The organism is Clostridium sp., assembly GCF_017888565.1.
Classification (GTDB): domain Bacteria; phylum Bacillota; class Clostridia; order Clostridiales; family Clostridiaceae; genus Clostridium.
On sequence record NZ_JAGHFX010000018.1, the window covers coordinates 90,731 to 103,309 of the forward strand.

Sequence of the window (12,579 nt, forward strand, 5' to 3'; positions counted from 1 at the left end):
GGGTAAATATATGAAGAAATGGATTTTAATTTTAATTTCATTAGTACTTTTAATATTAGATAATTCTCTTATGCCTTTTTTAGCTATAAAAGGAGCTTATCCAAGTTTACTTTTTGTTTTTGCAATAGCGTATTCTATAATAAATGGAAAGTCAGAAGCTGTCTTTATTGGGGTTATAACTGGATTAATGCAAGATATATTTTTCTATAGTGGTTTTGGTATAAATTCATTAATAAATATGCTTATATGTTTAATAGCTGCAATTATAGGCGAAAACATTTATAGACAAAAGAAACTCATACCAGTAATATCCGTTATATTCTTATATGTATTGAAGGTATTAGCAGTGTTTACAATATTTAAGTTTATGGAAAGATCTATAGACATAAAAATAGGAATGTTTACTGCTTTATATAGTTCAGTGGTAATGTTTTTAGGATATAATTTTGTTTTAAGACTTTATGATATTGAGTATAGGAAAAAGTCATGGAGGTTTAAATGATAGTAAATAAACCGAAAAAGAAAAAGAAGATTTCAAGATACACTGTTTTAAATATTATAATGCTAGCACTTTTTACTATAATAATGGCAAAACTATTATATATTCAAGTTTATAAACATGAAGATTATAAAGAAAAGGCAGATATAAGTTCTACGAGGTTTATATCAGAAAAAGCACCAAGAGGAAAGATATATGATAGTGAAGGCAATGTTTTAGCAACTAATATTCAAACATATACATTAACATATACTAAACCAAATGATGAAAAAGAAAATTTCTATGAAACTATGGATAAAGTATTTAAAATATTATCTGAAAATGGGGAGAAGTTTCAAGATGATTTAATGCTTAAGATAGATAGTAGTGGGAAATTCTATTTTGATTTTAAGACTGATGATGCAGATACAAAAAAAATAGTAGAAGTTAGATTTAAAAGAGATAGAGGGTTAAATGAAGCTATAGAAAAAGAGCTTTATAAAGATAAGCAATCAGATTATACAGATGAAGAAATTGCTAAGGTAGATAGTGAGTTATTAAAGATATCTCCAGAGGAAACTTTTTATCGATTAGTTAAGATTTATGATATGCAAGAACTTACAAATCCAGCACCTGTTCAAGAAGATGGAGAAAGTGATAAGGATTATAACGCAAGAGTTGATGCATATAATGACAAGATGGAAGCTTATGATGATATGTCTGGAAAGGAAATATTAGATGAGCTTTTAACAACATATTCAATTAATGATATAAGAAATTATATAGTAATAAAAGATGCTGTAAAAATGCAAAGTTTTAAAGGCTATAGAGCTGTTACTATTGCTTCTAATATAAAGCAGGATACCGCATTTATAATATATCAAAAGTTAAATGACTTAGCAGGTATAGATGTAAGTATAGAGCCTATCAGATATTATCCTTATAACAATTTAGCATCAGGAGCTTTAGGATATTTATCATCTATAGATTCTTCTAAAGAAACAAATTATGAATTAAGAGGATATGATGTATCTACTGATTTGATAGGTGTAGCTGGAATAGAATCAGCTTTTGAGAATCAATTAAAGGGAACTAAGGGTGGAACAACTGTTAAAGTTAACTCAAAAGGAAGAGTGACAGAAGAGTTATTTAAACTAGATTCATACCCAGGAAACAATGTTCACTTAACAATAAATAAAGATGTTCAATATGCTGCTGAGCAGGCAATGAAAGATACTATGGAACGCATTAAGGGCATTGCTCCAAATGCAACTAGAGGTGCTGTTGTAGCAATAGAAGTTAATACTGGAAGGATAATTGCAATGGTTAGTTATCCGGGGTATGATCCTAATATTTTTTCAATACCAGGAATGTTAACAGAAGATTTGTCAAAGCAGTATTTTGACCCAGATATAGATAGTTTTGCTAAGGAGTATATGAAAAGAACTGGAGCTACAGGAGATATTGATGAATTATTCCCTATAGATGAAGATACAGGAAAAAGAACTGATAAGATAGATTCATATCCAAAGAATTTTTTTAATTATGCAACTCAAGGTTTATTACCACCAGGATCAGTATTTAAACCACTTACTGCTGTAGCTGGATTAATGGAAGGCGTAGTTACTGAATATGAGTCTATGAATGATACAAGTGGTACATGGAGTAATGAAGAGTTGCCAGAAGTGCGTGAAAATTTTGAAAGGGTAGCTAATGGGCAAACTGATTTAAGAAAGGCTTTACAAGTATCATCTAACTATTATTTTTATGAACTTGGATATAGGTTATATAAGCAAAATGGTGGGGATATTAATGCTTTAGATACTCTAGCAAAATATGCATGGAAGTTTGGATTAGGAGCAGAGCCTGGTACACAAGAATGGAAATATCCTTCAACAGGACTTCAAATACAAGAGGAGTTTGGTCAAGTATATAACTTTTATTCTTGGAAGAAGCAAATACTTGATACTCCAATGTTTGAAATAGTTGATGCATTAAAGGCTGGCAGTTATTATTCATATTCATTTATACCATTTGATATAGAGGATAATGAAAATGACTCAGATGAATTAAAAGAAGCTAAAACTGCGCTTAAATCTCAAATGAAAGATGCATTATCTAAGGTTGGTACGGATGAAGAAATAAAAGATAATACAAAATTTGCAGAAAGTATTTTACCATATATTAAAAAGATAATGGACATATCTCCTCAATTTAAGAGTGCTGTTGAAGAAGCATCAAAGAAAAGAACTGTAGATATTGATGAAGAAGCAGGCGTTATTTCAGATGCAATTGCATTCTATACTATAAATAATAAACCAGCAGAGATGAAAACAGCGGGTCAAATAGTATCAAGTGCTATTGGGCAAGGTATAAATAACTTTACTCCAGTTCAGCTTGCAAATTATGTTGCAACTTTAGCAAGTGGAGGAACAAGATATAAAGTTACTATTGTAGATAAGATAACATCACCAACAGGAGATGTTATAAAGGAATATAAACCTGAGGTTGTTGATAAGTTAGAAATACCAGAAAACTATTTGCAGGCTATAAAAGATGGTATGTATAGAGTAAACACTAGTCCAAGTAATGGAATGGCATATCAAAGCTTTGCTAATTTTCCTATTAAGGTTGGAGGAAAAACAGGGACAGCCGACTTTAGTACAGATGAACAATATGTTATTCAGGGTAGATTAGCATATGGTAACTATATAAGTATGGCACCGTTAGATGATCCACAAATAGCTATTTTCTCTACTATTTATGATGGTAAAAAAGGTAGTGAAAGTGCAACGATTCACAAGGCTATATACGAAGCTTTCTTTAAGGAGGAGTTATTAAAGCTTGATCCTTCATATGCTTCTAAATCAGAATCATTTAGAAAATATGTTTTAGAATCACCTCTTAAAGATAATAAAGATGATAGTATAAAGCTAGATAATGGCTCAACAAACACAAATACTAATACAAATAGTAATAGTACAAATAATCAATAACCAATAAAAACCATGTTTTTGCATGGTTTTTTTTATTTTATTATAAATTATGTAAATTATTATTGTTAAGTGATATAATATGATTGTATAATTATAGATATGTAATAAGATTTATGATTACTGAAGCTTTAATTATTGGTGGAGGGTGACCAATGAATGACGATAGAATTCAAATAAAAGGTACAAAAGAAGGTATCAATGCAACTATTGATATGGAGAGATTTAATGACTTTGATGAAATGCTGGAATTGTTAATGGATAAGCTAACAGCAGGGAAAGGATTTTACAAAGGGGCATCTCTTAAAATTGTAGCTAATTTAAAGAATGTAAATGAAAATGATATTTTAAGATTAAAAGATGTTTTATTTGAAAAAATACAAATAAAAGAATGCTCGTTTGAAGAGGCTAAACGAGAAGAGCAAAAAGAAAGTAAAATTTTTAATGGAGTATATGAAGGAAAAACTAAATTCATAAAGAAAACAATAAGAGGCGGACAGTTAGTAAGGTATCATGGAAATATTGTTATAATAGGTGATATAAATAATGGAGCTGAGGTTTATGCAGGGGGAAATATAATTGTTTTAGGAACAATTAAAGGACAAGTGCATGCTGGAGTAGGTGGTAATAAAAAAGCTATAATTTCTGCTTTTAGTCTTCAACCAGAAATACTCCAAATAGCGGAGATTGTTACTATAGCGCCAGAAGATGGTATAAAACCATCATATCCGGAACTAGCAAAGATTAAAGACGATATTATCGTGGTAGAGCCATATTTACCAAAGAAATATATATAGCGTTGGAGGGAGAAAAAAATGGGAGTTTCTATAGTTATTACATCAGGTAAGGGTGGAGTTGGAAAAACAACAACAACAGCTAATATTGGTACTGCTTTAGCTGCATTAAATAAGAGAGTTGTAGTTGTAGATGGTGACACTGGTCTTAGAAATTTAGATGTTTTAATAGGGCTTGAAAATAGAATAGTTTATACAATAACAGATGTTATAGAAAATAGATGTAGACTTAAGCAAGCTTTAATAAAGGATAAAAGATATCAAAATTTATGTTTATTACCGACAGCTCAAACTAAAGACAAAGATGATATAAGACCACAAGATATGTTAAAGTTAATTAATGAATTAAAAGAAGATTTTGACTATGTTTTAATTGATTGTCCAGCAGGAATAGAACAAGGTTTTGAAAATTCAGTTGTTGGAGCTGATAGAGCTGTAGTTGTAGTTAATCCAGAAATAACTTCAGTAAGGGATGCTGATAGAGTTATTGGTAAATTAGATGCTAAAGGATTGGATGATCATGCAGTAATAATCAACAGATTAAATTATGAAATGACTCAAAGAGGAGATATGTTAGATGTTTCAGATATAATTGAAACTTTATCAATAGAACTGTTGGGTGTAGTTCCTGATGATAAAAACATAACTGTTTCAACTAATAAAGGTGAACCTATAGTTCTTGATGATAAATCAATAGCGGGACAAGCTTTTAAAAATATAGCTAGAAGATTAAATGGAGAAGAAGTACCTCTTTTAGATTTGAAAACAGGGGGAGAAGGCTTCTTTGCATCAATAAAAAGATTATTTAAACGTTAGTAGGGGGAATGAGAGGTGGAATTTTTTAGAAAACTTTCAAATAAACCAACACCTAAAGAGGTGGCAAAGGATAGACTAAAACTAATATTAATACATGACAGAGGGGATTTACCTCATGAAACCCTAGAAAAAATAAGAATGGAAATATTAGAAGTACTATCTAAGTATGTAGAAATAGATTCTGAAGATGTTGAGATAGCTGTAAGCAAAACTGAAAATGTTGAAGGAAATAATCCGGCTTTAGTAGCTAATATTCCAATAAAAAACATAAAATAACTATAAGAGGAAAAGTAGATACACTTTTTCTCTTTTTTAATTAAATTTAATTAATATTTTCTTAAATTTTAATTATTTATCTCAATTATTATGGAGAAAGCATTAATTTTTGGATATAATAATTCTTAGGTTGAAAGATGGAGGTGAAATATGTTTTCAAAATTTAAAATAGACTTTAAGAAGTTAAAAGAAATAGATAAAGTAATGTTATTTTCAATGGTAGCATTAATGATATTTGGAATAATTAATATATATTATGCTAGTTCGGCTGAGTATGGAACATTATTCCTAAAAAGGCAATCGTTGTGGTTTGTTGTTTGTTTAGTAGCTTTATATTTTGTTGTAGCAATTGACTATACATTATTAAAGTCATATACTCCTCTTTTTTATTGGGGATCTATACTTTTGCTTATAGTTACTATATTTATAGGAACTGATATTAATGGAGCAAGAGGATGGATAAGACTTGGACCATTATCCTTTCAACCATCAGAATTAGCAAAAATGGCTACTATAATGATGCTAGGTAAGACGTTAGAAGAAATGAATGGGACAATAAATGAGTGGAAGAACTTTTTAACAATGGCTTTTTATGCTATAGTTCCAGCAGTGTTTATAGTTATACAACCAGATATGGGAATGACTATGGTTTTATTCTTTATAGTTCTAGGAATATTTTTTATTGGTGGACTTGATTTAAAAATTATTGGTGGTGGGCTTTTATCACTATTTTTAGTTGTTATAATAGTTTGGAATTCGGGCATAATAAAACCTTATCAAAAGAATAGAATAACTTCATTTATGAATCCAGAGTCAGATACATCTGAATCAGGTTATCAACTTAGACAATCCCTTATTAGTATAGGTAATGGAGGAGTCTTTGGATTAAAAGGATCTGCGACTAAAGATACGAATATAGGATATGCAGCTCAGTATGTACCAGAAGTTCAAACTGACTTTATATTTGCGAGTATAGGTGAACAATGGGGACTAGCAGGCGCAGCATTTTTACTGCTGTTATATGGATTACTCATTTCAAAAATGATAGCAATAGGAAGAACGGCTAAAGATACTTTTGGTTCAATAATTTGTGTAGGGCTTGTTGCATATTTCTTATTTGCATTACTACAAAATATAGGTATGACTATAGGACTTATGCCTATTACAGGGATAACATTACCTTTACTTAGTTATGGGGGTACTTCATTACTTACAACTGTAATGTCAATAGGATTAATTTTAAACGTAGGAATGAGAAGAAAAAAAATATATTTTTAATAATAATGAAAGCTATAGAAGGCTATAAATCTTCTATAGCTTTTTTTATTTAGAAATTCAAATTATAGCGTAGGTAGCATAAATCATTATAATTGAAAATATAAATACAATATTAAGATATAGGAGTGAGGTGTATGGAGAGGTACAGCGAGGAATATAAGGAATATTACGATAAAATAAGAAAAAAGGTAAAAGGAAAAACTGATAAGAAAGAAAAAATAATTAGTACGAGGGATGACGTGTATCCAAATATAAGAAATGTCCAAAACTTTAGTTATCAAAGGGGGAGTTATGGAGCTGGAATACCTAAGAAAAGTATGGGATATATAGATAAGTTTATCCTTAGATTAATATGCACTTTTTTATTATTTTTAGGAGTTTTTACATTAAAAACAATACCAAGCAGTGATGCAAAAAAACTCTATAATATATGTAAGACCACAGTAGATGCTAATTTTAATTATGAAAATGTATTATTAAGCATGGATAAGATGGGAATTGATTATAAAAGTGTAATTAATGTTATAGAAGAAAAATATACTGATGTAATGGGGGAAATAAAAAATTTAGATAATGGTGTTCCGAGTTTTAAAGAAGAAGGAATAAAAACAAATGTAGATGAATCGATAAATAATAATGAGTCATCAAAGGTAGATGGGTTGTCTGACGAACAAGATGAAAAGAGGGTAGATGAAGAACAAAGTACGGCAACTGGAGATACCAATACGAATGATCTATAAATATCAATTATGATTTTAAATTTTCAAGGCGTTAGAAGTAGAAGGTGATTTATATAGAGAGGTAGCAATTTTTAGGGAGATATAAATGAAGAGAGAGACAAAAAAAATATTGGCAGAAATAATATTAATAGTTTTAGTTTGTAGTTATAATAGAATGTTTATATTTGCATTAATATGGGTGTTTTTACATGAACTAACGCATATACTAGTTGCATTAAAGTTTGGTTGCAAGTTTTATAATATAGAGTTTCATGTATTTGGAATGAAGGCGGAGCTTATAGATATAGATAGTTTAAAAGAAAATCAAAAAATTATAGTTTATCTATCTGGAGCCTTATTAAATATAGTTCTTGCGATATTTTTCTATATTATAAATATTAAATATAATTCTAGTTTTATAGAAACTAGTATGAATTTAAACATAGGATTAGCAGTATTTAATTTATTGCCTGCTTATCCATTGGATGGATCGAGAATATTAGAAATTATTTTATCAAAAAAAATGTTATTTAAAAAAGCTCAAAAAATAATTAGTATAGTTAGTTTTTCAATAGCAACCTTATTTATTATAATATCAGCTATTATTTATATATTCCTACATAGTATAAATTTAAGTATGATTATAGGTGCAATAATAATAATATATATTACTAGAATGGAAGAGCATACTACAATGTATATAACTATGAGTAACGTAGTTAAAAAAAGAAATAAACTTTTAAAAAGTAAATATATAGAAAATAAATCCATATCTGTATACTACAAGCAGGGGCTTGTTAATGTATTAGCTTTAGTTGATAGAAATAAATTTAATACATTTTATATCTTAGATGATGATATGAAGCTTATTTATATATTAAATGAAGATGAGCTAATTGATGCATTAAAGGTTTATGGAAATATGACTTTGGAGGAGTATATAAAACAGAAATTGTTTGTATCCTAAAATGGGATAAATTTATAATGTGTATATAGTGAGTAATAGATTTACTTTTTAGATGTATATATGCTAGAATAGAAAAGATATAAAGGAAGTATAGAGATATACTTCTTTTTTAATGGATTATTCTCACTTTAGGAGGAAAGATTATGAAGAAAATTACAGACCATATTTTACATAAGGTTGAAAAGCCATCAAGATATGTTGGTGGTGAATTGAATCAAGTAGTTAAGAACCCAAAAGATGTTGATATAAGATTTGCATTTTGTTTCCCAGATGTATATGAAGTAGGGATGTCTCATTTAGGAACAAGAATACTTTATCATACAATAAATGAAAGAAAAGATACATATTGTGAAAGGGTATTTGCACCATGGCCAGATATGGAAGCGGAGCTTAGAAAAAATGAAATACCACTAATGACATTAGAAACAAAAGATGCTCTTACTGAATTTGATATATTAGGATTTACACTTCAATATGAAATGAGTTATACAAATATACTAAATATGCTAGATATGGCTGGTATCACAATCAGAGCTTCACAAAGAGGAGAAGATGAACCGATAATAATGGCAGGGGGACCTTGTGCATACAATCCAGAACCTCTATATGACATAGTAGACTTCTTTGAAATTGGTGAAGGCGAAGAGGTTATGAATGAAGTTCTTGATGTATATAAGAAGTACAAGGGTAAAGGACAAAAGAAAGAATTTTTAAGGGAAATATCAAAGATTCAAGGTGTTTATGTTCCTTCTTTATATGATGTTACATACAAGGAAGATGGAACTATAAAAGAATTTAAGGCAAAGTTTGAAGATGTTCCAGCTAGAATTAAAAAGAGAATAGTTAATAATTTTGATAAAGTAGATTTTCCATTAGATATGATAGTTCCATATTCAGAAATAGTACACGATAGAGTAGTTTTAGAAACTTCAAGAGGATGTACAAATGGATGTAGATTCTGTCAAGCTGGTATGATTTATAGACCTGTCAGAGAAAAAACTACTAATACATTATTAGATCAAGCAAGAAAGATGATAGATGCAAGTGGATATCAAGAGGTTTCTTTAGCATCATTAAGTATTTGTGATTATTCAGATATACAAAATCTTGTAAGTAGTTTAATTTTAGAGCATGGTGATAAAAATATAGGGGTAGCCCTTCCATCTATAAGAGTAGATGCCTTTTCTGTTGATTTAATAAAAGAAATACAAAAGGTTAGAAAGACAGGTTTAACTTTTGCACCAGAGGCTGGATCTCAAAGAATGAGAGATATTATAAATAAAGGACTTACAGAAGAGAGAATATTAGAAGCAACTAAAAGTGCTTTTGAATCAGGTTGGAGTACTATTAAGCTTTACTTTATAGTAGGACTTCCTTATGAAGAAATTGAAGATGCGGCTGGAATAGGTGAACTTGCAGAGAAGATGGCTGCTGTTTACTATGGAATTCCAAAGGAAAAGAGAGCTAAGGGATTAAAGATTACTGTAAGCACATCAATACTTGTACCAAAGCCATTTACTCCATTCCAATGGGCCCCTATGGCTAGACCTGATGAAGTTTGGAAAAAAATTGATGCGGTAAAAGGTGCAATAAAAACAAGAGCTATAAATTATAATTACCACGAACAAAAGACTTCATTTATGGAAGCTGTATTTGCAAGAGGAGATAGAAGAACTTGTGATCTTTTAGTTAAGGCTTTTGAAAAGGGAGCTAAGTTTGATGGATGGTCAGAGTACTTTAATTACGATATATGGATGGAAGCAATGAAGGAATGTAATATAGATGAAGATTTTTACGTATATAGAGATAGAAGTTATGATGAAATACTTCCATGGGACTTCATAGATATTGGAGTAAATAGAAAATATCTAGAAGTAGAAAATGAAAAAGCAAAAAGAGCAGAACTTACACAAAACTGTAGAAAAGGATGTACAGGTTGTGGAGTAAATGTAAACTTTAAAGAAGGGAAGTGTTTTGAAGGTGCGTTATGTAATTAAGTTTACTAAAGAATCTAGTGTAAAATTTATATCTCATTTAGATTTAATGAGAACAATACAAAGAGTAATAAGAAGAGCTAATCTTCCGATGGAGTATTCAAAGGGATTTAATCCACATATGGCATTATCTATAGCACAACCTTTATCTGTTGGAGTTTATTCTGATGCTGAATATATGGATATAGTTTTAGTTGAAGAATTAGATGAAAAAGAAATTATAGATAGATTAAATGCTAAAACAGCATCTGGAATTAAGTTTTTAAATGCAAGAAAAGTTATAACTAAAGAAGGGGAAAAGAAATTACCTCAAACTATGGCTTTAGTAGATGCAGCTAGATTCACTATAAAGATGTTTTGTACAGATTCAAATGTAGTTGAAAGTAAAATTAAAGAGCTTATTGATAATCCAGAATGGAATACTATAAAGAAAAGCAAAAAAGGTGAAAAAGAAGTAAATCTAAAGACAATGATAAAAGAAATGAAGCATTGGATAAATAATGATGAGTTAATTTTAAATATATTAATATCATCAGGAAGTAGAGAACATTTATCACCAGACTTAGTTGCAGAATATATAAAGAGCAATATTCCAGAAATAATGGAAGATGCTTTTGTAGATATAAAGAGAGAAGAAATGTATGTATTAAAAAATAATAAGTACATACCGATATATAAATGTATTTAGGGAAGTGTATCTTATGAGAGAAATTTTCATTGAAAGAGATGAGCCGCTTTTAAGAGTTGCTATAAAGGATAATAATGTTTTAAGTGAGTGCTTCGTAGAGGAGCACTCTTCAGGACCTAAAATGGGTGAAATCTATAAAGGAAGAGTAAAAAATATAGTGACCGCTATTAATTCTATTTTTGTAGATATAGGTTTAGAAAAAGAAGCGTATATGTACTTTAGCAATGAAATTAAAAGCGAAGGAATAAAAAAAGGCGATGAAATATTAGTTGAAGTAATAAAAGAGCCAATAAACAATAAAGGTGCTAAAGTAAGTAAAAATATAAGCATACCAGGCAGATTTATGGTTTTAACTTTAGGGGGAAGTGGAATTAGCTTTTCCAAGAGAATTAGTAGCACAGAAGAAAAAGAAAGAATATTAAAGGCTATTAACAATATAGATGGATATAGTATAACAATAAGAACAGAAGCAGTTCATGCAAGCGATGAAGATTTATTAGCAGAAAAAATAAGTCTTTTATCAGAATTAGAAGTAATTATTAAAAAATTAAGGTATAGTTTAAAGCTAGGAAAAGTCTATGGAGAAAATATTATTTTAAATAAAGTAATAAGAGAAAACCTAGGCAATGAATGCAAGATAATTTTAAATCATGAAGAAGATTTAAATGAGGTAAAAGCATTGTTAGAAAACAATGATAAAGTTAGTATCGAGAAGTTTAATAATACTAGAAGTTTATTTGATTACTATGGAATAGAAAAGGAAATCCTAAAATTAAGACATAAAAAAGTAGCTTTAAATTGTGGTGGAAATATAGTAATAGATAAAGCAGAAGCTATGTATGTTATAGATGTTAACTCATCTAAAAATATTAAAGGTAGAAATTTTGATAAAACTATATTAGAAACAAATATAGAGGCTGCTAAAGAAATAGGAAGACAAATTAGACTTAGAAATCTTGCTGGAATAATAGTTATAGACTTTATTGATATGAGAGATTTTTCTCAAAAAGCCTTAGTTATGGATGCTTTGAAGGAAGCTTTAAAAGAAGACAAAGGTAATATGAAAATATTCCCTTTTACAGAGCTAGATCTTGTTCAAATAGCTAGAAAAAGAAGAGGAAAATCAATATATGATTATTTAGAAGAAGGCTGTAGAAGGTGTAACAAAGAAGGGTATGTTTTAAAGCTATCATATATAGAAAAGTTGATAAGAAATGAGATAATTAAATGCGAAGAAGAAAATTCTATAAATTCATTTTATATAGAATTAGATAGCAATTATGAAGAAATGGTAAAGGGAGATATTTTTTCGTTTTTAAGAAATATAACTTCATTAGATAAAGAAATTTATTTGAATTTTACAAATGGAATTGAAGGATATAAAATAGAGCCACTTATATTTAATAGCCAAAAAGAAAATATAAAAAAATTTAGAGTAAGTGGCTATGAAAAATATGAATAAACTTCTTTACAAGCAACATAATATTATGATACAATATCAGATGTTAAACCGCACATAAGAGGTTTTTATCTAAACAAAGTTTAGAACTTTGTACCTCGGTTGGCGAGACCGTAA

11 protein-coding genes are annotated in these 12,579 nt (G+C 29.1%); all 11 read left to right on the forward strand.

Annotated elements, in window-relative coordinates:
* Nucleotides 1–10: 10 nt before the first annotated feature.
* The 11 genes from mreD to J7M87_RS03655 all read left to right on the forward strand — a co-directional run bounded on the left by mreD (nt 11) and on the right by J7M87_RS03655 (nt 12,465).
* Nucleotides 11–502, forward strand: coding sequence for a rod shape-determining protein MreD (gene mreD / locus J7M87_RS03605; RefSeq protein WP_291648740.1), 492 nt, complete (start codon nt 11–13; stop codon nt 500–502).
* Nucleotides 499–3,474, forward strand: coding sequence for a penicillin-binding transpeptidase domain-containing protein (locus J7M87_RS03610; RefSeq protein ID WP_291648741.1), 2,976 nt, complete (start codon nt 499–501; stop codon nt 3,472–3,474). The genes mreD and J7M87_RS03610 overlap by 4 nt, the downstream gene beginning before the upstream one ends.
* 152 nt (nt 3,475–3,626) lie before the next feature.
* On the forward strand, nt 3,627–4,268 hold the full coding sequence (gene minC, locus J7M87_RS03615) for a septum site-determining protein MinC (RefSeq protein ID WP_291648743.1): 642 nt from the start codon (nt 3,627–3,629) through the stop codon (nt 4,266–4,268).
* Nucleotides 4,269–4,286: 18 nt separating this feature from the next.
* Nucleotides 4,287–5,081 (forward strand): septum site-determining protein MinD, encoded by a 795-nt coding sequence (minD, locus tag J7M87_RS03620; protein WP_291648745.1) that lies wholly within the window; start codon nt 4,287–4,289, stop codon nt 5,079–5,081.
* Nucleotides 5,082–5,096: 15 nt separating this feature from the next.
* Nucleotides 5,097–5,357 carry a cell division topological specificity factor MinE gene (gene minE, locus J7M87_RS03625; protein ID WP_291648748.1) on the forward strand — a complete coding sequence of 87 codons (261 nt, stop codon included), beginning with the start codon at nt 5,097–5,099 and terminating at the stop codon, nt 5,355–5,357.
* 150 nt (nt 5,358–5,507) lie between these two features.
* Entirely contained in the window at nt 5,508–6,635 is a 1,128-nt protein-coding gene (rodA, locus tag J7M87_RS03630) for a rod shape-determining protein RodA (RefSeq protein WP_291648750.1), read from the forward strand.
* Nucleotides 6,636–6,769: 134 nt separating this feature from the next.
* A complete protein-coding gene (locus J7M87_RS03635; RefSeq protein ID WP_291648753.1) occupies nt 6,770–7,375 on the forward strand; it encodes a peptidase M23 in 606 nt (201 codons plus the stop codon).
* An 85-nt stretch (nt 7,376–7,460) separates the two neighbouring features.
* A complete protein-coding gene (locus J7M87_RS03640) occupies nt 7,461–8,321 on the forward strand; it encodes a site-2 protease family protein (RefSeq protein WP_291648755.1) in 861 nt (286 codons plus the stop codon).
* Between the two features lie 143 nt (nt 8,322–8,464).
* Nucleotides 8,465–10,318, forward strand: coding sequence for a TIGR03960 family B12-binding radical SAM protein (locus tag J7M87_RS03645; protein ID WP_291648757.1), 1,854 nt, complete (start codon nt 8,465–8,467; stop codon nt 10,316–10,318).
* The gene (locus J7M87_RS03650; RefSeq protein WP_291648877.1) at nt 10,302–11,003 is read left to right on the forward strand and encodes a TIGR03936 family radical SAM-associated protein; all 702 of its coding nucleotides are present in this window, start codon (nt 10,302–10,304) and stop codon (nt 11,001–11,003) included. The genes J7M87_RS03645 and J7M87_RS03650 overlap by 17 nt, the downstream gene beginning before the upstream one ends.
* A 13-nt stretch (nt 11,004–11,016) precedes the next feature.
* Nucleotides 11,017–12,465 carry a ribonuclease E/G gene (locus J7M87_RS03655; RefSeq protein ID WP_291648759.1) on the forward strand — a complete coding sequence of 483 codons (1,449 nt, stop codon included), beginning with the start codon at nt 11,017–11,019 and terminating at the stop codon, nt 12,463–12,465.
* Nucleotides 12,466–12,579 lie beyond the last annotated feature (114 nt).

Bases quoted from the DNA above. Each gene is read 5' to 3' on its own strand.
- mreD (WP_291648740.1), top strand. From the start codon at position 11: ATGAAGAAATGGATTTTAATTTTAATTTCATTAGTACTTTTAATATTA.
- J7M87_RS03610 (WP_291648741.1), top strand. From the start codon at position 499: ATGATAGTAAATAAACCGAAAAAGAAAAAGAAGATTTCAAGATACACT.
- minC (WP_291648743.1), top strand. From the start codon at position 3,627: ATGAATGACGATAGAATTCAAATAAAAGGTACAAAAGAAGGTATCAAT.
- minD (WP_291648745.1), top strand. From the start codon at position 4,287: ATGGGAGTTTCTATAGTTATTACATCAGGTAAGGGTGGAGTTGGAAAA.
- rodA (WP_291648750.1), top strand. From the start codon at position 5,508: ATGTTTTCAAAATTTAAAATAGACTTTAAGAAGTTAAAAGAAATAGAT.
- J7M87_RS03635 (WP_291648753.1), top strand. From the start codon at position 6,770: ATGGAGAGGTACAGCGAGGAATATAAGGAATATTACGATAAAATAAGA.
- J7M87_RS03640 (WP_291648755.1), top strand. From the start codon at position 7,461: ATGAAGAGAGAGACAAAAAAAATATTGGCAGAAATAATATTAATAGTT.
- J7M87_RS03645 (WP_291648757.1), top strand. From the start codon at position 8,465: ATGAAGAAAATTACAGACCATATTTTACATAAGGTTGAAAAGCCATCA.
- J7M87_RS03655 (WP_291648759.1), top strand. From the start codon at position 11,017: ATGAGAGAAATTTTCATTGAAAGAGATGAGCCGCTTTTAAGAGTTGCT.